Annotated in this window: 22 protein-coding genes; 8 read left to right on the top strand and 14 right to left on the bottom strand. The window is 61.8% G+C overall.

The features are described from left to right. Window positions 1-3 precede the first annotated feature (3 nt). Window positions 4-855, bottom strand: coding sequence for an SMP-30/gluconolactonase/LRE family protein (locus KBB96_RS18920; RefSeq protein ID WP_226373587.1), 852 nt, complete (start codon window positions 853-855; stop codon window positions 4-6). A 160-nt stretch (window positions 856-1015) separates the two neighbouring features. Between KBB96_RS18920 and KBB96_RS18915 the strand changes: the two genes are divergently transcribed. Further along, window positions 1016-2035: an N-acetylmuramoyl-L-alanine amidase family protein gene (locus tag KBB96_RS18915; protein ID WP_211631057.1), complete on the top strand. Its 1020-nt coding sequence runs from the start codon at window positions 1016-1018 to the stop codon at window positions 2033-2035. Window positions 2036-2059: 24 nt separating this feature from the next. Here KBB96_RS18915 and folP read toward each other — a convergent pair whose 3' ends face one another. Further along, window positions 2060-2896, bottom strand: a complete 837-nt coding sequence (gene folP, locus KBB96_RS18910; RefSeq protein ID WP_211631056.1) for a dihydropteroate synthase — start codon at window positions 2894-2896, stop codon at window positions 2060-2062. A gap of 51 nt (window positions 2897-2947) precedes the next feature. On the opposite strand from folP, the gene KBB96_RS18905 reads away from it, so the two are divergent. The 3 genes from KBB96_RS18905 to KBB96_RS18895 all read left to right on the top strand — a co-directional run bounded on the left by KBB96_RS18905 (window position 2948) and on the right by KBB96_RS18895 (window position 4482). Beyond that, window positions 2948-3532 carry a hypothetical protein gene (locus KBB96_RS18905; RefSeq protein WP_211631055.1) on the top strand — a complete coding sequence of 195 codons (585 nt, stop codon included), beginning with the start codon at window positions 2948-2950 and terminating at the stop codon, window positions 3530-3532. Between the two features lie 84 nt (window positions 3533-3616). Next, window positions 3617-4210 carry a YhgN family NAAT transporter gene (locus KBB96_RS18900; protein ID WP_211631054.1) on the top strand — a complete coding sequence of 198 codons (594 nt, stop codon included), beginning with the start codon at window positions 3617-3619 and terminating at the stop codon, window positions 4208-4210. Then, on the top strand, window positions 4207-4482 hold the full coding sequence (locus tag KBB96_RS18895) for an acylphosphatase (RefSeq protein WP_211631053.1): 276 nt from the start codon (window positions 4207-4209) through the stop codon (window positions 4480-4482). The genes KBB96_RS18900 and KBB96_RS18895 overlap by 4 nt, the downstream gene beginning before the upstream one ends. Before the next feature lie 9 nt (window positions 4483-4491). Here KBB96_RS18895 and ypfJ read toward each other — a convergent pair whose 3' ends face one another. Beyond that, on the bottom strand, window positions 4492-5340 hold the full coding sequence (ypfJ, locus tag KBB96_RS18890; RefSeq protein ID WP_211631052.1) for a KPN_02809 family neutral zinc metallopeptidase: 849 nt from the start codon (window positions 5338-5340) through the stop codon (window positions 4492-4494). A gap of 51 nt (window positions 5341-5391) precedes the next feature. Here ypfJ and rlmB point away from each other — a divergent pair, with 51 nt between their 5' ends. Beyond that, window positions 5392-6048, top strand: a complete 657-nt coding sequence (gene rlmB, locus KBB96_RS18885; protein ID WP_226373586.1) for a 23S rRNA (guanosine(2251)-2'-O)-methyltransferase RlmB — start codon at window positions 5392-5394, stop codon at window positions 6046-6048. Further along, window positions 6045-6845 carry a metallophosphoesterase family protein gene (locus tag KBB96_RS18880; protein WP_211631051.1) on the top strand — a complete coding sequence of 267 codons (801 nt, stop codon included), beginning with the start codon at window positions 6045-6047 and terminating at the stop codon, window positions 6843-6845. Before rlmB ends, KBB96_RS18880 begins: the two co-directional genes overlap by 4 nt. 1 nt (window position 6846) lies before the next feature. On the opposite strand, the gene KBB96_RS18875 is transcribed toward KBB96_RS18880, so the two are convergent. Both KBB96_RS18875 and metX read right to left on the bottom strand, forming a co-directional pair. Further along, window positions 6847-7557, bottom strand: a complete 711-nt coding sequence (locus tag KBB96_RS18875) for a PEP-CTERM sorting domain-containing protein (RefSeq protein WP_211631050.1) — start codon at window positions 7555-7557, stop codon at window positions 6847-6849. A gap of 273 nt (window positions 7558-7830) precedes the next feature. Beyond that, a complete protein-coding gene (gene metX, locus KBB96_RS18870; protein WP_211631049.1) occupies window positions 7831-8982 on the bottom strand; it encodes a homoserine O-acetyltransferase MetX in 1152 nt (383 codons plus the stop codon). A 108-nt stretch (window positions 8983-9090) separates the two neighbouring features. Here metX and KBB96_RS18865 point away from each other — a divergent pair, with 108 nt between their 5' ends. Beyond that, window positions 9091-9639 carry a DUF1802 family protein gene (locus KBB96_RS18865; protein WP_211631048.1) on the top strand — a complete coding sequence of 183 codons (549 nt, stop codon included), beginning with the start codon at window positions 9091-9093 and terminating at the stop codon, window positions 9637-9639. Between the two features lie 56 nt (window positions 9640-9695). Here KBB96_RS18865 and KBB96_RS18860 read toward each other — a convergent pair whose 3' ends face one another. From KBB96_RS18860 to accB, 7 genes are all read right to left on the bottom strand, one after another. Next, window positions 9696-10214, bottom strand: a complete 519-nt coding sequence (locus tag KBB96_RS18860; protein ID WP_211631047.1) for a hypothetical protein — start codon at window positions 10212-10214, stop codon at window positions 9696-9698. A gap of 196 nt (window positions 10215-10410) precedes the next feature. After that, window positions 10411-11043 (bottom strand): hypothetical protein, encoded by a 633-nt coding sequence (locus KBB96_RS18855; RefSeq protein WP_211631046.1) that lies wholly within the window; start codon window positions 11041-11043, stop codon window positions 10411-10413. Window positions 11044-11080: 37 nt separating this feature from the next. Beyond that, window positions 11081-12055 (bottom strand): hypothetical protein, encoded by a 975-nt coding sequence (locus tag KBB96_RS18850; protein WP_211631045.1) that lies wholly within the window; start codon window positions 12053-12055, stop codon window positions 11081-11083. A gap of 399 nt (window positions 12056-12454) precedes the next feature. Then, a complete protein-coding gene (locus tag KBB96_RS18845; protein ID WP_211631044.1) occupies window positions 12455-13414 on the bottom strand; it encodes a PfkB family carbohydrate kinase in 960 nt (319 codons plus the stop codon). Between the two features lie 119 nt (window positions 13415-13533). Then, a complete protein-coding gene (gene thiE / locus KBB96_RS18840) occupies window positions 13534-14157 on the bottom strand; it encodes a thiamine phosphate synthase (RefSeq protein ID WP_211631043.1) in 624 nt (207 codons plus the stop codon). A gap of 12 nt (window positions 14158-14169) precedes the next feature. Beyond that, the gene (accC, locus tag KBB96_RS18835) at window positions 14170-15522 is read right to left on the bottom strand and encodes an acetyl-CoA carboxylase biotin carboxylase subunit (RefSeq protein ID WP_211631042.1); all 1353 of its coding nucleotides are present in this window, start codon (window positions 15520-15522) and stop codon (window positions 14170-14172) included. 47 nt (window positions 15523-15569) lie between these two features. Continuing rightward, entirely contained in the window at window positions 15570-16028 is a 459-nt protein-coding gene (gene accB / locus KBB96_RS18830; RefSeq protein ID WP_211631041.1) for an acetyl-CoA carboxylase biotin carboxyl carrier protein, read from the bottom strand. A 161-nt stretch (window positions 16029-16189) separates the two neighbouring features. On the opposite strand from accB, the gene trmB reads away from it, so the two are divergent. Beyond that, on the top strand, window positions 16190-16819 hold the full coding sequence (gene trmB / locus KBB96_RS18825) for a tRNA (guanosine(46)-N7)-methyltransferase TrmB (RefSeq protein WP_211631040.1): 630 nt from the start codon (window positions 16190-16192) through the stop codon (window positions 16817-16819). 9 nt (window positions 16820-16828) lie between these two features. On the opposite strand, the gene KBB96_RS18820 is transcribed toward trmB, so the two are convergent. Further along, window positions 16829-18157 carry a WD40 repeat domain-containing protein gene (locus tag KBB96_RS18820; RefSeq protein ID WP_211631039.1) on the bottom strand — a complete coding sequence of 443 codons (1329 nt, stop codon included), beginning with the start codon at window positions 18155-18157 and terminating at the stop codon, window positions 16829-16831. Between the two features lie 58 nt (window positions 18158-18215). Continuing rightward, window positions 18216-20441 carry a ComEC/Rec2 family competence protein gene (locus KBB96_RS18815; RefSeq protein WP_211631038.1) on the bottom strand — a complete coding sequence of 742 codons (2226 nt, stop codon included), beginning with the start codon at window positions 20439-20441 and terminating at the stop codon, window positions 18216-18218. Between the last annotated feature and the right edge of the window lie 3 nt (window positions 20442-20444).

Genomic DNA, 20444 nt, shown 5'->3' with positions numbered 1-20444 from the left:
ACCTCATCCAGCAAAGGCATTGGCCTCCACGCCCTTCACCCCCAGCCCGCGGACGACGAACAGGCGGCCGCCGTGCTCCTCCTCCACGGATTTGTGAATGCCGGTGGTGACGTAGAGATCCGCCAGACCCGGTCCACCAAACGCACAGGAGGTGGTTTCCAGAGCGGGGATCTCCACGCGGCGCACTTCCCCGCCAGTCGTCGGATCGTAGCAGACCACACAGCCGCCGTGACAAAAGGCCACCCACAGGCGGTCCCCGGAATCGATGGTCATGCCGTCCGGAGAAGCGTCGATCGCCTCGGTGGAAACCACGCTGCGGAGGTTCCGGAGATGGCCCTTGTCATAGTCGAAGGCCAGAACCTCGCGGCGTGGCGTATCAATATAATAGACAGTCTTCCTGTCACCGGACCAGACGATGCCATTGGAATTCGTGACCGGCCCGAAGGCTTCGTGCAGGGACAGGTCCGGATCGAGACGGTAGAGCCGGGCATCCCCGGTTTTCTTCACCAAACTGATCGTTCCAGCGAAAAAGCGGCCGTCCGGGGAGCACTTGCCGTCGTTGAAGCGATTGTCCGGTTTGTCAGGTTCCGGATCAGCGATGGGGGTCAATTCACCGGTTTCCTCGGTCAAAAAAAGCAATCCATGATCTCCGGCGATGACTAGTCCGCCGCCGTCCCTTGGCACCACGGTGCCGACCCGCTGGCCGACATTCCAAGAGCGTTCCTCACCGCTGGCGGGATCGTAGCGATGGACTTGGTGGCCCTCGATATCCACGTAGTAGAGAGCGTTTTTCCACCAGATCGCACCCTCGCCCCAGCGGGCGCGGACGGATGAAACGGGTTCGATATGCAGCATGAGGGCAGCCTAGGCGACGGCCCGCTGCCAAGTCGAGAGCTGGATGGCATTCCCTGACCTGTTGTTTCGTTCATCCGAAGGACCGCGGAAATGACGTTGTCATGGCCGGGGAATCGGCGTATACGGCCCCTCAGCGACGATCGCGAAAATCCCTGCCGCCATGCCGCGAAAATCCCTCCTCTCCGCCATCAAGCCCTGCTGCCTTGCGGCCGCCGTGTTGCTGGGATTCATCCCATCCGCACGGGCCGAGATGCAAGGCCCATGGGAGGTCATCAAGATGAATGACCGCGACTACGTGACGGTGGACAGCCTGAAGGGGTTCTACAACTTCGGCAAGATGACCCGTACCGGAGATGCCATCCGGCTGGAGAATGCGAAGGTCATCATGGAACTGAAGGTCGGCTCACAGGAATGCGTGATGAACGGCGTGAAGTTCGTCTTCAGCTATCCGGTCGCCACTTCCGGCGCGAAGGCCGTGGTTTCACGGATGGATCTGGCGAAACTCATCGACCCGGTCCTGCGTCCGAACTACATCCAGAACGGCGGTGATTTCCGCACGGTGATCCTCGATGCCGGCCACGGCGGCAAGGACAACGGCGCCACCAATCCACTCGGCACTGAAGCCGGCTACACCCTGATGGTCGCCTCCAAGGTCAAGACCATGCTGGAGGCCAAAGGCTTCAAGGTGGTCATGACCCGCAACAGCGACGTGTATCTCTCGCTCCAGGAGCGGGTGAACGTGGCCAATGCGGTGAAGGAAAACGCGATCTACATCAGCATCCATTTCAATTCCGGCGGACGTGCCGCCCGTGGCATCGAGACCTTCGCACTTTCCCCGCAAGGCGTGGCCCACTACGGCAAGGGCCTGAAGTCGAGCGACTACAGCATGTTCAATGGCAACGAGCACGACTCCGCCAACATCGCGCTGGCGACCGCGGCGCATGGGTCCGTACTGCGCCGGCTCGGCACCAACACCTTCGACCGCGGCATCAAGCGCGCCCGTTGGAGCGTACTCAGCGGTGTGCTTCATCCCGCCATTCTCGTGGAATGCGGATTCGTGACGCATCCTTACGAGGCACGCCTGATCGAAAACGACGACTATCGCACTGCGGTGGCCGCCGGTCTGGTGGACGCGGTGGTGAAATACCGCTACGCCGTCAGCCAGAAGCCCGCTCCTTGAACGGACGGGAGATCCTCCGGCCACTCACTGCGGGCCGAGAATGGCCTCGATCATCCGCAGCGCCTCGACATTCGGCCGCACCTCATGCACGCGGTGCAGCATCACGCCCATCCTGCGGGTGTACGCGGTGATCGCGACCGTGGGCCAGTCCCGTTCTCCGATGTAGCTGCTGCCCAGAATGCGCCCGATGAAGGATTTCCGGGAGATTCCCAGCAGCAGCGGGAAGCCATCCGGTGCAAGGCGCGGGAGATTCCGAAGCAAAGCCAGATTGTGCTCATGGCTTTTCCCAAAGCCGATGCCGGGATCGAAGCACAAGGCCGCCGGGTCCAATCCTCCCGCCGCCAATGTCTCCAGCCGTTCCGCAAAGAAGGCGCGGACTTCCTCCACCACGTCCTCATAATGTGGAGCGATCTGCATCGTTCCCGGGGTGCCCTGCATGTGCATCACCACCACGCCACAGCCGCTGGTCCGGCATACATCCGGCATGCCGGGATCCCGGGTCAGTCCGGAGATGTCGTTCACGATGTCCGCACCAGCGGCCAAGGCCTCCGCAGCCACGGCCGCCTTCCAGGTATCGATGGAAATGAAGCCGTCCCATTCGCGCCGCAGCGCCCGGATCAACGGTGTGGTCCGGGCGATTTCGATTTCCGCGGAGACCTCCGCCGCTCCGGGACGGGTCGATTCACCTCCCACATCGATGATTTCCGCGCCCTCCGCGATCATCCGGCGTGCATGCTCAAGCGCCGACTCCACGGCGGCATGACGTCCGCCATCGGAAAAGGAGTCCGGAGTGACGTTCAAAATCCCCATCACCACGCCCCGCGAGAGGTCCAATCCGCGACCTTTGATCCTCCATTTCATGCGAAAAACTGCCGCTTGCCCTAACACCCGGCTCCCTCTAGCTTGCGCTCCATGATGAGCCTGACAATCCGGAATTCGGTTCTCGCTTTGGTTTTCGCAGCGGCAGGCACGGGCCTCTCCGCCGAGAAAGGCATCGACGCGGTGGACGGCCCGAACGTCCGCGTGATGCGTCAGGACGATGGCTCGAAAACCGTCTTCGAACGCAGCCCGGACAACAAGACGCTCACAACCCGGAATCTCTCGCCGCGGGGGGACGTGCAGCTCCGCACCATCTATCGGATGGATGCGAACACCAACCCGATCAGCTGCAAGATTTTCGACGGACTGGGCACGGAGCTTTTCAAGGTCAGCTACGGCTACCGCAAGAGTGACGGCCAGCTCGTGGCCGAGCAGATGTTCGACTCGCGGGTGAAGCGCCTCGATCCACAGAATCCGAGCAAGGAGATGCCGGTCCGCTATCTGGTCTATACCTACGACTCCAACGGCAAGCGCAGCGCTCCGATTTCCTACACCAGCGTCAAGGGAGGCACGGCCGACGACATCTTCGGCAGCAAGCTGAAGATCGCGCCCTTCAAGCCGGAAGACAACCCGTTCAAGGGAGCCCAACCGGCGGCAAAACCGGCGGGTCGCCGTTGAGCCGCCACAGCTTTTTTCTTCGGTTCGTTTGTATCCCGCCCGTGGCTCCGCGGCCACGGGTGTTTTGTCTTTTCCATCATCGTCATGAATCTCGCGGCCACCGCCCTCACGTTGTTCCTCGTCTTCGATCCCTTCGGCAACATGGTGATCTTCCACACCATTCTCGCCAAGGTGGCCCCGGAGAAGCGGCGGCGCGTGATGATCCGCGAGTTGATCTTCGCCCTCATCGTGTTGTTGGGGTTTCTGCTCGCGGGCTCGACCATTCTTTCGGTTCTCGGAGTACGCCCGGCGACTCTGAGCATTTCGGGTGGCATCCTGTTGTTCCTGATCGCGCTCGGGATGGTCTTTCCCGCGAAGTCGATGCTGACGGATGCGACCACCGACGAACCGTTCATCGTTCCTCTCGCCGTGCCATTGATCGCAGGTCCTTCGTCCATTGCCTTGCTGTTGCTGCTCGCGAACAAATATCCCGACCAGCGCACGCAATCCGCGCTGGCGCTCGGCATCGCATGGGGAGCAGCCGCCTTGATCCTGTTGATCTCACCGCTGATCCTGAAGCTGCTGGGCAACAAGGGCACGGCCGCGCTGGAGCGGCTGATGGGGTTGCTGCTCATCCTCATCGCGGTGCAGATGTTCCTCGACGGGCTCGCGGCCTACACCCACGCTGGCCCCTCATGATTGCCAAACGCGTCATCTTCGAAGGCCGCGTCCAAGGTGTGGGCTTCCGCTACACGACCAAGGATCTCGCCCGCGGTTTCGAAGTCTGCGGCTGGGTGCGGAATCTTCCCGATGGCACGGTGGAGATGCAGATGATGGGGGAGAAGGACGAGCTCGAGGACTTCCTCAAAGAGATCACCGAGGAGTCCGCTGTGGCGCACCATATCCAACACGTCCGCAGCGAAAGCATTCCGCTGCTGGAAGGCGTGCGCGGCTTCAGCATCGAGCGGTAGGTCCGCCTCTCACAAATCCCGCGCGCTGAAGGTATCGCCCTGCCGGATATCTCCGGTCTGGTAGCCCTTCATGAACCACTTCACCCGCTGCGCGGACGAACCGTGGGTGAAGGAATCCGGCACGACCCGGCCTTGGGCCTGCTTCTGCAGCGTATCATCGCCAATCGCCTGGGCACAGCGCATCGCCTCCTCGATGTCCCCGGGTTCGAGGAACTTGTTCTTGTCATCCTGCTTGCGCGCCCACAGGCCTGCGAGGAAATCGGCCTGGAGTTCCAGGCGCACGGAGAGCGCGTTCTGCTCGGACTGGCTGGCACCACGTGACCGCGCCTCGTCCAGCGGCCGGGACAAGCCGAGCTCGTGCTGGATGTGATGGCCGACCTCATGGGCGATCACATAGGCTTGGGCGAAATCCCCGGGCGCGCCGAAGCGCTCCTTCAACTCCCGGTAAAAGGAGAGATCGATGTACACCTTCTGGTCGGCAGGACAATAGAAGGGACCCATCCCGGCATCCGCCAGGCCACAGCCGGACTGGGTGCGCTGGGTGAAGATTTCGAGGCGCGGCTTGTCGTAGTTCCGGCCCAGCTTCTGGAACTCCACGGTCCAGACATCCTCGGTGCTGCCGAGCACCTTCTTCACGAAGGACACCATCTTTTCATCCGCTGGTGAAGCCGGAGCGGAGGCAACCGGCCCGCCTTGATCCGCCATATTGAGGAGCGCCCGAGGGTCCTTCCCCATCAGCAGCAGGATGACGACCACGATGATCGTGCCCGTACCTCCCAGGGCCAGTCCGCCGCGGCCACCGCCCCTACCCCGATTGTCATCCACATTCTCGCTCTCCCGCAGGTCGTCCAGTTTCATGAGATTTCCGGTTTCCCGCATCCTCGCCGGTCCCGCGTTTTTCGGCAAGTCATGAACGCATCCACCGATCCGGGATTGCCCGGCTTCCCCCGCCTCCCCATGCTCGCGCGCATGAAGCAACGTCCGCGCGGCCCCGGCCGCCACGAACACCAGGCACGCGAAAACCGCCACGTCCGTGAAACCGAGGAAACCACGCCCTCGATGGATGAAGAGGATCTCTACGCCCTGCTCGCGGACAAGAAGGATGCGTTCGTCCTGATCCTCGACTGTGTGCAGGATCCCCACAATCTCGGCGCGATCCTCCGCACCGCCGATGGCGCGGGCGTTCATGCCGTGGTCGCGCCAAAGGACAAGGCGGTGGGCATCACCGATACCGTCCGCCGGATTTCAGTAGGGGCTTCCGATCATGTGCCCTTCGTGCAAGTCACCAATCTGGCGCGCACGATGGAGAAGCTGAAAGCCGGCGGGCTGTGGCTGGTAGGCACTTCCGACCGTGCGGACAAATCGATCTATGAGCTCGATTTGAAGGGTCCGCTGGGATTGGTGCTGGGCGCGGAGGAGAAAGGCATGCGCCGCCTGACCGAGGAGAATTGCGATTTCCTGGCCTCCATTCCGATGGCCGGGAAAGTCGAGTGCCTGAACGTTTCCGTGGCCACCGGAGTGTGCCTCTACGAAGCCGTCCGCCAGCGCCGGGGCGGCGGCAAATGAAGGAACCCATCCGCATCCTGTCCGACCTGCACCTGGGTCACCGTGTGTCACGGATCGGACAGGTGGAATCGCTGCGGCCGCTCATCGCTGGAGCGGGCACGGTCATTTTCAATGGCGACACGTGGCAGGAGCTGGCGATTCCATTCCGCGAGCGGTCGGCCAAGATGTTGGAAGAACTGCGGACGATCTGCACGGAGGAAGGTGCCGAGCCGGTCTTCCTCTCCGGGAACCATGATCCGGGCTGGCCGGGCACCGGTTGGCTGGAATTGGCCGGTGGTCGTATCCTGATTACCCACGGCGACGCATTGTTCTTCGATGGCTCGCCCTGGAGCCGGGAAGCGATCCATGGCCAGGAGATGATCCGCCGTCTCTGGCGGGAACATCATGCCGCCGCGTGCGATGCCGGAGAACGGCTCCGGCTGGCGCGGGAAATCGCCCGCAATCTGGTGCCGCGGGTGTTCCCAAAGGGCAAGAAGCTGTGGCAGCGCGTCTGGGAAGCGGCCCACCCGCCGCAACGGGCGCTCAACATGCTTTACGCGTGGCTTTCACAGGGAGGTGCTGCCGCCGAATTCGCAGAGCAGTTTTTCCCAAAGGCCGAGATCGTCGTCATCGGCCATTTCCACCTCGGCGGAATCTGGCAGCGACGCGGCAGGCTGGTGATCAATACGGGTGCCTTCCTCCCTCCCGGCAAAGCCACTTGCGTGGAGATCCGGGACGGGTGGCTGACCTGCTCACGCGTACTGGAGAGTGCGGAAGCCTGCACTCTGGAGGCTCCCTTCGCACGATGGAGGCTGTAGCTCAGGCGCGGCGGTTGCGGCGCCACAGGGCGAGCCCGAGCGGCAGCGCAAGGATGGCCACGGCCGAAGGTTCCGGCACCGCGCTCACAGCCTTCGAGGTCACGGAGATATTGTCATACCGCACCGTGGGGAACGGATAACCACCGGTGGTCGCTCCGAAAAACAGAGCGACAGTACTAACTCCATCGTAGTTGAAATCGAGTGTCACCCCGGTTGCCGCGGCATTGTAGCTGCCCGAAACCAGCATGCTGGAACTCGCCGAGCCGAGGGCCTGCAATTGGCCGGTCTGGGTGTGAAGGATGAGCGCATTTCCGCTCGAGCGGCTCATATCGTAGCCGGAACCCTGCCAGACGGCCACGGTGGCCGTGTCATTGGCATCACCGGTGTAGCTGACGACATCGAACGAAAGGGTGTAGGCTCCGGCGGAGGGAAACAGCGATGGGGAAAGCAGGATCGCCGCACCCCGGTAGCCGCTGTCGCTGGAGACCTGGAGCGTGCCGGAAGACAGGCTGATGGTCGGACCAGAGCGGGCCCATTCACCGAAATTCACCGGGTTGCCATAGTAACCGCCCAAATAGGAGTTCGGTTTGTCAACGAGGGTCGTGCTGGAGAAGTTCTCCGTGAACACGGTGGCCGCCATGGCTGCCGGAGTCAGGGCCAGCAGAACGAGGGCACGACGACACAGTAGTCCCGCGAGGGAGATATTTTTCATAGGGAGGGGGAGTGAACTTTGAACGGCGGCCCGCCATGTGGGGGACTTGGGAGGCCGAATCGCGCGGGCACAAAATCGGCCACAACAGGTCGGCGCACAATTAAAAATCCTTAAGCAAGCTTAACGAGATCGCGTATATCCCATCACGTAACTGGTTTTTACGTAGGAACATGCGGCATTTCGCGGGAGAGGAACGAAGGCACAACCCACCCCAACGCTCTCCTGGTGGAAGCGGGATGTGTTGCAGCAGCTCTTCCACCGAACCGGGTCTGCTCAGGCGCGACCCAGCACCCACGCGATATGGGGCGTGTACAGATTCGGTTCCAGCAGGAACGAGTCGTGACCCTTGTCCGAATGCACGGTGATGTGCATCACATCCACCTTGGCCTTCTCAAGGTGGGTGACGAGTTCCGTTTGCTCCTCGGGATAAAAGCAGAAGTCCGAGTCGATGGAGAAAACCAGCCACTTCTGGCCCGCATCCTTCACCCGGGCGAAAAGATCCTCCGGAGAACCGGCATCCCCTTCCTGCGCACCATCGAACCGCGACCACATGTCATTGATCCGGAGATAGGTATTCGCATCGAAGCGTTTCACGAACTTCTTCCCCTGATGCAGCATATAGCTCTGAAACTGGTCCCGCACACGGTACCATGCCAGCACGTCATCCGGCTGCACCACGTCCTGACGGGCGCGGCGCTCGATCGCATCGAGGTGGACGAAGGTCTTGTGGGAGATCATACGGGCCAGTGCCAGGCCGTAGAGCGGCGGAGCACCTTCGTAGTAGTCACCGCCATTGAAGTTCGGATCGTTCTCGATGGCGAGAATCTGCTCGAACAGCACCAGACGGTTGAGCACCGTGGTTTTATAGCCGGAAGCGATGGAAACCACGTTTGCCACGCGGTGCGGGAATCTTGTGGCGAAGGCCAGTGCCAGAAGGCCACCGACGGAAGGTCCGATCACGGCCACCAGTTTCCCGATGCCGAAGTCGTCCAGCAAGCGGGCCTGGATCTCCACCTGATCGGCGGCAGTCACATGAGGAAACCTGGAGCCCCACGGCTTGCCCGTTTCCGGGTCCAACGACGCGGGGCCACTGGAACCATAGCAGCCGCCGAGGTAGTTGGCACAGATGATGAAATAGCGGTTCGTATCGAGCGCGAGGCCCGGCCCGATCATGTCGGACCACCAGCCTTCATGCAGCTCCGGCTGCCAGATGCCGTTGATCGCCTCAATATCCGGATTGAAGCCGGCGGCATGATGCGAACCGGAAAGAGCGTGAAACAGCAGGATCGCATTGGAACGATCCTCATTCAGTTCACCCCAGGTTTCATAGGCCAGCGTCACCTCCTCCATCTCTCCGCCGTCGCGTAAACGGATCGGATCGGTGGCGCTTCCCGTATGGAAAAAGCGGGTGGTGACGTTCGACATGGGCGGGACGCTAGTAGCCCCGCCCTCCGGAGTCCAGAGCACATCCTCCCCTACCCATCCCCGATTTCTTCTCTGGATTCTGGAATCCGGATTCCGGAGTCTTCACCCATGTCAGACGCGATCGGCTTCAAGGAATGGCAGGTGGTTTGTGACGCGCTCGCGTCCGGCCGCCAGACGGTAATCCTGCGCAAGGGTGGCATTCATGAAGGGCGCGCCGGTTTTTCCTTCGCCCACGAATCCTTCTTTCTCTTCCCGACCCGATTCCATGCCCAGGGCGATCATGTGACCGAGGGCTCGGTGAGTCCCATGCCCGAGTGGCAGCCCGGCGACCTCGTTCGCATCACGCACCACGCCAAAGCCATTTGGGCGAAGACCTTGGCCGATTGGTCGCAGGTCGAAGCTCTGGCACCTTATCACATCTATGCTCCCGACCTTGTCCGCGAGCGCTTCGACTGGGAAGGCAAAGGCATGACAGCAGGCAGCATCCACGTGGCGCTCGTCCAAGTCAGCCAACTCGCCGAACCTTGGGAATTCCCCTATGCTCCAAAATACGGTGGCTGCCGGAGCTGGGTGAATCTGCCGCCACCTCCTGAAGATATTCTCACCTCCGCAAGGCCGATCCCTTCGAATCGACTCCTTGAACTGATCTCCATGTAGCCGGGGCCCCGGGCGAGGGCACCACGAAGATGAAGACCCCTGATGGGTTGAAGCCGTCACTCCGAACGCTTTTCAGGTAATGGCGGCAGCGCCGGGAGCTCGGGAGCTTTGCCCGGGGCGCCCTTATGGTTCGCTGGTTGCCGGACCACTTCGAATTTTCCACCCGAGGGCTTCATCAGGCCATCCAAGTCCACCGTCACGGAGCCTTCCCGCAGAATGGCTTCTCCTCCATTTTCCATTACTACTGTCACCGGGGCCATCAAGATGACTCCGCCATCTTCTTCAATGGTCAGCTCCTGGGCGGAAATGAGGGCTCCGTCCAAACGCTTCAGCCTGACTGTTCCCTGGCTTGCCTTGGGTCCCACCCGCCCTTCCACGACCACCAGTTTCCCTCCTACCAGCGGCCGAGGCTGGGTCTCGGTAGCGGCTGCAGCTTTGGGTCGCCCGGCAGAATGACCATCCGCTGCCACTCCGCTGCCTGAATTGACCTCCGTGGCTGGAGGTCGCAGGAAATAGAATCCAGTGACGACCACCACAAGCCCTCCCGCCCCCATCAACAAGGTTTCCTTTCGCATCTGATCCGTTGGATTCAAGCTACCGGCTTCTCATCTCGATTCAAGTGGGACTATTGGGGCAACAGCCGCCGAAACGCGCCACTCCGGAAACGAATTCCCACGAAATGATTCGAGCTTCTCTTCTTTCCTTCTCTTTCGCCAAAAAAAAGGGGCGGGTAAAACCCGCCCCTTTTGAAAATTCTTCTCAGAAACCGTATTAGCGACGGCGGCGGAGAAGGCCAAGAGCGCCAAAGACACCCAAGAGGGCGGCGGAAGGCTCCGGCACAGGAGCGGAAATCAGCTGGACACCCGTGGTGAACGCCGCATTCGCCAAGCTCGGCTGCACGGTCACAGGCGTAAGCGTTCCATACACCCAACCGGCAGTGGTGGTGCCGCTGAGGGTCACGCTGGCGTTACCCACACCGTCAACAGGCGTGAACACGTTGCCAGACACGAAATAGACGGCAACTGCGGTGGAGCTCGCGAGGGTCGCGTTGTTACCCACAACAATGTAAGCGTTCGAACCGGAGAAACCACCGGGATAGGCACCACCGCTCATGTCAGCAGCACTGAACAGACCGTCGAACGTCGCATTCAAAGCCACCGGAGTGGAGTCAAGCGGAGTGAATGCGGCAAGAATCTGAGCGGCAGTCGCGGTGCTGAAATTCGGCACGGAGGTGAAAATACCGGCAGAAGCAAAGGCCTGACCTTGGTCAAGCGGCACGCCAGCGGAGTTCACGATCGGAACACCCACGGTAGCGCTGCTGAAGTTACGAACGGTCACCGTGACAGCGGCATTTGCCATCGAAACGGTAGCCACAAGGGCGGCAAAAAAGGCGGTTAATTTCATAGATCAAAAATCGCTTGGAATGTTGGCTTCGTAAAAATCAGAGGGAGGAATAGCTGGCCGGAGCGGAAGCCACAAGGTTGGCAGCAGCGCCATCGTTGTAGATCACAACACCGGAAGGCAGGGAGATGGTGGTTGCATCCACCGGATTGGCATTGATGTCGGCCCAGGAGGCCTGACCATCGTCGTAGTAATATTGGTTAAAGCCACCCGCTCCGTTCGAAACGTAGAAGATGTCGCCCGCAGGACCGAAGAAGCCCTTGTCGATGTTCGGCAGAGCCGCGTTAAAGGCCGACGCAAGGGTCGAGCCGGCGGGATAAACACTGCCGGTGTAGTTGAAGGAATTCGCAGTAAGGGCGTAGGCAGTCGCGGTCGTCTTCACCTCGCCGCTGACAACCAGATTAACCGGGGCGCCAAGGCTGAGAATAACGCTATCGCTGTATGGGATTGCCACCTGAGCACCGTTCACCGGATTGGCGTTGATGTCCGCCCAAGTTGCCTGGCCATCGTCATAATAATACTGGTCGAAACCACCCGCACCGTTCGGAAGGTAAACCAAGTCCGTGCCGGGACCGAAGAAACCCGTGCCAAGCCCAGCGGAATTGCTGGCACCGAAGACGGAATTGAGGGTCGCCGCAGCACGAATCTTGTAAGAGTCATTGACCGCAGCCTTGGAGGTCAGGTCCACCGGAAGAGTGATGGTGCTGCCGCTCGCGCTCGAACCCAAGAATTCCTGGGTGACGCCATTGGCGTTCGTCACTTCAAGAATGTAAGTGGAGGTTCCGGTCAGCAGGGTTCCGAAATTCACGCTGGAATCGCTGATCGAAGTTGCCGTCACCGCCGTGAGCTTGCCAGCAACAACCACCGGCGACTGCAGACGCAGGCCAACGTAGTTGAAGCCTGCAGTCAAAGGCAGGGATTCATAGCCAACCGGCGTGGTGGTGGCGTCAACAGCAAATGCCTGACCGACCGCGGCGATCGCGGCGAGCATGGCGAAGGAGTGAAATGGTTTCATGACGGGTTGGATTTAAGGTCGGTTTGGAGGGACGTCGAGGATTTAACCCAGTGGGCCCGTGACGCAATCGTCACGCACACGGCGACCACGGAGCAGTAGGTTTCGTAGCCAAAGAACAGGGAGCGGGTCCTCTGCGCAAGGAAATTCTGCGGATTTCCGGGTGCATTTTAGGAACCCTAGGCCCCCCAACAGCCCAGTTGAATACAAACCATTTATTTTAAGATGGTTACAATCATACAAATTTTGAAGAACGAGCCTAAAAATTTATGCCGCAAAAGGCAAAAATCCTCCTTGTTAGGGATGCCGTGGGAGCTTCCCGGGAGGCCGGAAGGCCGAAATTGAGGACACCGCAAAACTTTTTAGGCATGCAACTGCGATCCGCAAAGCGTGTCCCTGAATTCACCAATCGCTCATACGCTTGAAGAGATCGAGACGGCGGGCGATTTCCGCAGTATCGAGCGTCTCCAGACGGCGGGTGGAGAATGCCTCGCAGGTGAACGATGCCACCACGGAACCCTGGACGACCGCGCGACGGATGTCCTCGAAGCCGAAACGGGTTTTGCCCGTGGAAGCCAAATGGCCGGCAAGACCGCCCAGAAAGGTGTCGCCAGCCCCGGTGGGATCGGCCACCTCGCGAAGCGGGAAAGCGGCGCAGCGGAAAAAGGTATTCTCGGAAAGCGCCCAATCGGCGGAGCCGGTTTCCTGTTCGGAGAAGAGCATGGCTCCGAATTCGCCAAGCTTGATCACCACATTGCGGGGGCCGGTTTCGAGAAGGCGGCGACCCGCCAGGATCAGGTTGGAGGTCCCCATGAAATCGCGGGCTTCTCCTTCATTGATAACCAGCAGATCGATCCGCTTCAGGACCTCGTGCAGGCGCCCACGGGCGATGTTGATCCAGAGGTCCATGGTGTCCGCAACGACGAACCGCTCCGGCGCGGTGCATTGGTCGAGCAACTGGAGCTGGTTGTCCGGGGACATGTTCGCGAGCACGACGATCGGGCTGGCGGCCAGCGCGGCGGGCACCTTGACCTCCCAGTCCTCGAGCACATTGACCGAGACGCTGTGGGTCGTGCGGTCGTTCATGTTCTCATGATACTCGCCGGACCAGGCGAAGGAGTCTCCTTGCGATCGCTCGACGCCATCGAGGGTCACGCCGTGCGATTCCAGCATCGTGAGGTGCTGCGGTGGGAAATCCTGGCCGACGATGCCTACGAGGTGGACGGGCGAGGTGAAATAGGACGCGGCCAAGGCGGCATACGAAGCCGAGCCACCCAGCAGATTCTCCGCTTCCGCCGCCGGGGTTTTGACGTGGTCGATCGCGATCGTTCCACCAACGAGGACAGCAGAGGGAGTGGCCATGAGAAAAGAAGAATGATTGATCTGGAAGGATCTAACCGACCAGAGCCGCGATGAGAGTACACGCAGGCGGAAGGCTCAAGGGAAAACCCTTTGGAAGGGCGAAAGATCCGCCGGGAAGCTCAGAAGAGCCTGGCCACCACCGAACGGGTGGCTGCGGCCACGTCCTCGGCGGTGAGGAGATCGGACACGATCACCACGCGGCGCGCGCCTGCGGCGAGCACTTCGGGAAGATTCGAGCGCTTGATGCCGCCGATGCAGAAGGCCGGGATCTTCGACCCGACGCGGCGTTCCATCTCGGCAACGTTTTCCATGCCGATGCCGGGACGGCCCAGTTTGGTCGGGGTCGGGAACAGCGGGCCGAACCCGATGTAGTCGAATCCTTCCGCCAGGGCTGCCTCGGCCTGCTCCAGGGAATGGGTCGAGCGGCCAATGATCTTTCCCTCACCCACAATGGCCCGCGCATCAGCGAGCGGGCCGTCGTCCTGGCCGATGTGGACGCCATCGGTATCCAGCCCGGCGGCGAGATCGGGATAGTCGTTCAGGATGAACGGCACCCCGGCGGCGCGGCACAGCGGGATCAATTCGCGAGCTACTGCGGTGATCGTAGCTCGATCGCGGCCCTTGGCGCGGAGCTGGAGAAGATGAGCACCGCCGGACAGGAGCCCGGCGGTCACTTTGGCCGCATCCTCCGGCCGGACATAGCCGAGATCGAGGATGGCGTAGAGTTTCGCGCTGGCGAACATGCTGCCGCCTTCTCAGGCCTTCTTCTCTTCCAGGTAGCGGGTCACCCAGCCGATGTCGTAGGTGCCGTTGACGAAATCCGGATGGTTCATGATTTCGAGCTGGAAGGGAATGGTGGTCTTGATGCCGCGGATCATGAACTCGCCGAGGGCGCGCTTCATGCGGGCGATGGCGATCTCACGGGTGGCGCCGGTCACGATGAGCTTGGCGATCATCGAGTCGTAGTGCGGGGGCACGGTGTAGCCGGAGTAGACGTGGGTGTCCACGCGCACGCCCTTGCCGCCCGGAGCGTACCAGAGGTCGATCTTGCCCGGGCTGGGGCAGAAGTTGTTGTAGGGATCTTCCGCATTGATGCGGCACTCGATGGAGTGGCCGCGCGGGGAAGCATCCAGCACGTGGCGGGAGAGCGGTTCGCCGGCGGCGACGCGGATCTGCTCCTTGATGAGCTCACAGCCCATCACTTCCTCGGTCACGGGATGCTCCACCTGGATGCGGGTGTTCATCTCCATAAAGTAGAAGTTCTCGCCCGCTTCATCGACGAGGTACTCAATGGTGCCGGCATTCTCGTAACCGATGGCGCTGATGAGATCGACGGAAGCCTTGCCCATGCGCTCGCGCAGTTCCGGGGAAAGCAGCGGTGAGGGGCATTCCTCGATGATCTTCTGGTTGCGGCGCTGCATGGAGCAATCGCGCTCGCCGAGGTGGATGAAATTGCCGTGGGTGTCCGCGATGACCTGGAACTCGATGTGATGCGGGTTGAGCACCAGTTTTTCGAGGTAGCACTCGCCATTGCCGAAGGCCGCGAGGGCTTCATTCGAGGCGGCGCGGAACAGGGAAATGAAGTCCTCTTCCTTGAAGCAGGGGCGCATGCCGCGGCCACCGCCACCGGCGGTCGCCTTGATCATGACCGGCAGGCCGATCTTCTTCGCTTCCTTCAGCGCGGACTCGGCATCGACCATGATGCCGGAGCCCGGAGTGACCGGCACGCCATTTGCCACCGCAGTGGCGCGGGCGGTGGCCTTGTCACCCATCATCGAGATGACGGAAGCGGACGGCCCGATGAACTTGATGCCGGAGGTGGCGCAGATTTCCGCGAAGCGGGCGTTCTCCGAAAGGAAGCCGTAGCCGGGGTGGATGGCATCCGCGCCGGTGATCTCCGCGGCGGCGATGATGCGGTCCGGCTTCAGGTAGCTCTCCTTGCTGGAAGCGGGTCCGATGCAGACTGCCTCATCGGCGAGGTGGACGTGCATGGAATCCACGTCCGCCTCGGAATAGACGGCCACGGACTCGACGCCGAGCTCACGGCAGGCGCGGATGATGCGGAGGGCGATTTCGCCGCGGTTGGCGACCAGGACGCGCTTGAACATGAGGAGGTTTGCGAGTTGCAGGATTCAGTTTTCCGAACGGAAACCGATCACTTGATGCGGAAGAGGACGTCGCCGAACTGGACCGGATTGCCGTCTTCGGCCACCAGCGCGCAGATGGTGCCGGAGCGCTCGGCCTTGATCTCGTTCATGACCTTCATCGCCTCAATGATGCAGAGGGTCTGGCCTTCGGAAACGGCGGTGCCGACTTCCACGAAGTTCGCGGCGTCCGGAGCGGGCTTGCGATAGAAGGTGCCGACCATCGGCGAGGTGATTTCCGCGCCTTCGGCGGCGGGAGCGGCTGCGGCAGCCGGAGCACCAGCGGCGGCAACAGGAGCGGCAACAGCAGCCGGAGCGGCGGCGGGGATCGAACCGATCAGGCCGCGCAGGGCCTCGAGATCCGGGCCCTTCTTCATCTTGATGTGGAAATCCTCACCGGTGAGGTCGAAATAGGTCAGGCCGTGCTCGTTCATGAGCTCGACGATCTTGCGGATTTCCTGAAGGTCCACGGTCGGAAAGGTGGTTTGGTTGATCGGGTGGCAGGGCGGCGGCCCCGGTTGCGTTCCGGCAGGCTAGGGACGCACGGGAAACAGCGTCAAGTCGAACCCACCTTTCCAACAGGCGCAAATCGGCTTGCCGGACGGCCCCGGGCCGGTTTGCGATCCGGCCTGTGACCGCCGCCGAGCCACCCCGTTCCCGCACCGCGTTTTCCGCCGAGTTCGTCCCTGCGGACTATTTCCAGCGCTGGGAGCCCCGGGACGTGTTCGAAAACGGCCAGCCGCTGGAGATCGATCTCGGCTGCGGCGATGGCTCGTTCTTGCTCGGAATGGCGGAGCAATTCCCGGAGCGTAATTTTCTCGGAGTGGAGCGCCTGCTGGGCCGTGTCCGCAAGGTGAGCAAGCGGATTGGCAAGGCCGGGCTCCCCAATGCCAAGGTGCTGCGGCTGGAAAGCCGCTATACGGTGGAGTGGCTGCTGCCGCCCGCATCCGTAAGCCGCCTGCACCTGCTGTGCCCCGACCCGTGGCCGAAGGCGAAGCACCACCGCCGCCGCCTGATCCAGCAGCCGTTTCTGGAGGCCATCTGGACTGCTCTCCAGCCCGGCGGCGAGTTCCTCTTCATGACCGACCACCCGGAATACTATGAGTGGGGCGTGGAGGAGATGGGGAAATTCGGCCGCTTCGAACGGCTGGAGTGGCAGGAGGATTCGTTTTTCTACCCGAAGACCGACTTCCAGATCCAGTGGGAGGCGGAAGGGAAATGCATGTGGCGGCTGCAGGTGCGGAAACCGGCAACCGCCTGAACGCATCGACTACGGCGTGGAAACGGGGGCGGTGGAAGCGAGTTCCTTCAGGTCCGCAACTTGGAAAATTCTGACCCGGCCATTGGCGAGGAGCATCACCCGCGTCCCATCCGGGGACATTTGCATGGGCACCCAAGAGTCCAGCGAGCCATCCTCGTTCATCAGTGTGGCGGAAGCCGAGCATGAAAGCGGCTCTCCCGGCACGGCTCCCTCTCTCCGATCCACCCTCTCCAAGGTGAACGAAGAGGGCTTTTCGCCCAGCTTCGGGGTCTGCCCCAGCAACGCCACCGCGCGATCCTTCACAGGGCTGGCCACCACGGCAACGATGGGCTGATGGGTGTGATAGTTACCTCGCGAGGCGCCGGTGGCGGCATCGGTGAAGACAATGGTTTCATCCCGTCCCCAACTGACGAATGTGCTCCCTCCATCGGCGGACAGCACCCCTGGACTACCTATTTCATCATCCACCGGGAGATAGTAGTCGGGGTTCAATGAGGGCAACTGTGCGACATAGCTGGCTCCACGCCCGAAAGAGAACCGGACCCGTTTCCCGCCCTCGACGAACTCCGCAGCAGCACCCCAGGATCGCTCAACCGGCTTGCCGGCCGGACGACGGGTGAGCGCATCCCAGACACACGCCACTCCCTTGCCCCCACAATCGGCAACGTCGCTATAGGCGAGCACGTAACGGCCATCCGCGCTGATCTCCAGCCCCTTGAAATATCCTTCCCCGGGATGCCAGATGGTCTCTCCCAATGCCTTCCAAGTCGTGGTATCAAGGCAACGGATCACTCCGCCGGTGTCGAGTATCCACGCCCGCTTGCCGTTTTCCTCAAAGACACCTTCCGGGAGGGAATCGCCATCATCGGAGGATAGAGAAAGAGGGATTTCCGTGAGCTTCCGCCCCGTCTTGGTATCGTAGATTCCAGCCACATCCGGTCGCTCGAAAGCGATCAGGCGGAAGCCTCCAGGCGAAAGCACCGCGTTGGCTTCTTCACGGCTGAAGAATGCGGAGATCATCGGAGACAGTGCCTTCCCGGTTTGGAAATCGTACAACCGGCTGCCGGTTTGCTTCGAGCCGGTGAGGATCCACTTGCCCGCCAGATCGACGTGGCTCCAGGAATCCCTTCCGCCCGCAAATTGGTCGATCTCGGTCGGAACCGGCTCTCCCGTGGTGGAATCCCAGAACCGAAACCGGGTTTCTGCGGCGCAGGTAACGATCCGGTCGCCCGAGGAAGCGAACCAAGCGTGATGGATGCTCCTTTGGTCGGAGAGTGGCGTCGCACCAGCCTGGCTCATCAGGCACATCATCCAAACCCACGACCGGGGAGATATCATGATGCGGATGATACGGAGCCTCCGGGGACCTTCAATCAGAATGGAGTGTCCCCAAGGTTCATCGGGTGAACCTGCGCTCCGCGTGGTTGGCGAAGCCCTCGATCACCAACGCGCCATCGCTCTCCACCCGGACGGTCACGCCGCCGCTTTCGCGTTGGTCGAAGACCGCGATTCCCCTCTCCCGCCACCAAGCGACCTTGTCCGGATCGAGAAGCTCGGAGACGGGGAACACCGAGTTGCTGGCGATGATGGCCCTCGGCGCGACGGCTTGGATGAAGTCATCGCTCAGCGAGAGATCCGTGCGGTGATGCCCGGCGATCAAGACATCTGCTTTCAGATCGGTTCCGGCTTCCAAGAGGCGGCGTTCGGTTTTCTCTCCGGCATCGTTCACGAGAAGAATGCGCCAGCCCTGCCAATGGAGGCGGTAGATGGCCACGCGATCGTCCGCCACACCGTCTTTCCCCGCCGGATCGGGCGCGGAGACGACCTCCAATTCCGCGCCCGCGGGAAAGGGCAGCCGCATGCCATCGCGGGCGGCGAGGAGTTTCACCCCGGCGGCAGGTGCTTCCGTTTGCCAGACCTTGTAGAGGGAACTGCGGGCCTTCTCGACCGGCATGACCACCTGGCGGATCTTCGCGGTTTGAAGCAGCTCCACACCGCCGCCGACATGGCCGCCATCGGCGTGGCTGAGGACGACGGCGTCCGGGCTCACTTCGAGGTTCTTCAACGAGGAGGCGATGGTGCGGTGGAAGGTCCGGCGGTCGCCGCAATCGATCAGCACCGAGCCGGAATCGGATGCGAAGCAGGTGGCTCCTGCTCCATATTCCAGATCGTAGACCAGCAGGAACGGCTTCGGGACGCGGTCGAAGTGGGTGTTTCCGAGCGGCAGGCTGGCGAAAGTTCCCGCCATCGAGGTGCAGCCATACGCCACCCGACCGTTGAGTTGATTCACCCATGCGGCGGCGCTTTTCGAAAAGGGAAACAGAAAGGTCGAAAACGCCGCCAGCACCATCAGCGCGAAGATCCCGAGTGACATCGGAATCGCGGCCAGCACCGCGACCGGCGTGCTCATTCGGAAATGCCAGAGAGTGAGTGGGGTCGATCCCAGCCAGGCCACGGCGGCCACCGCTATGTTGTCGGTTCCTTTGCGGAGAAAGGAATACCACTTCCGCTGGCCATCGGTGAGCAAGACGCCGGGGATATAGGGATCGTGTTTCGCAAAGCGGCCCAGCCATTCGCACAACGGGCCTCCGAGCAGACCGATCACAGCGACGACTCCATAGGAAAGTTGCACACCGGGCAGGAACAACAGACGCCCTTCCCATAGCGCCGTCACCAGAAGCACCAGCCCGAGCGAGTTCAGCAAACGAGGCTCGCGACGAAACAGGAACGCGCTGAGAAAGACCGCCCCCATCCACGCGGATCTCAGCGCTGGCGGACTATTCCCACTGATCCACGAGTAGCCGAACATCAACACGATCAGCAGCGGAACGGCTACACGGCGACTCACCCGCAGACGACCGAGCAGCCACCACGCGATGATGCCCGCCAAGGCCACATGCATGCCGCTGACGGAAAACGCGTGCAGCGCGCCGCTGTCCCGATAGGCGGCAATCAACTCATCCTCGCCGCGCGGATACTCACCCACCACCACGGCCCGGATCACCTGCGCTTCCTGGCTGTCCTCCTGCAGGCCGACAGTCACCGCCTCGCGGAATTTCCGACGCCACCACGCGGCGGCCTCCGCCCACTTGTCCGTCGTGATGGTTCCCGGTTCCGCCGAGAACATCGCCGAGAGGCCTTGCTGCCGGAACCACTGGATCTGGTCGAACTCCCCCGGATTACGCGGCGCTTCCGCATCGGAAAACTTGCCACGGGACTCAACCCGGGAGTCCTCCACAGGGGGAACGCCAATTCCCAGCCACCAGACTTTCGCGCCACCGTTCTCCAGCTTGACCGGCGCGGACCAGCCGCCGGTGGTCGGACGGGCGTCCGCCAGCAAGCGTCCCGCCACGGTGGGTCGCACCTGACTGGTCAAAGCGCGGGTGGCCGCCGTGCGATCGGCTTCCCGTTTCCAGAGGGAACCTTCCGCCGCGAGACCACAAAGGAGAGCAAACAACGCGCCGCGCCAGCCGGTAAGCCACCAAGCGAACGCGGCGATGACCAAGGCGGCGGCGATTCCCCACGCCAGCCCGGCACCACAAGCCGCGATGACGATCACCGCGGCCAATGCACCACCGAACAGCGGGTTCAGCCGGAAAAAGCCGCCCAACCGCCGCTGCATGGC

This window comes from Luteolibacter ambystomatis (genome assembly GCF_018137965.1).
GTDB lineage: Bacteria > Verrucomicrobiota > Verrucomicrobiia > Verrucomicrobiales > Akkermansiaceae > Luteolibacter > Luteolibacter ambystomatis.
This window is presented reverse-complemented; position numbering and strand designations above follow the sequence as displayed.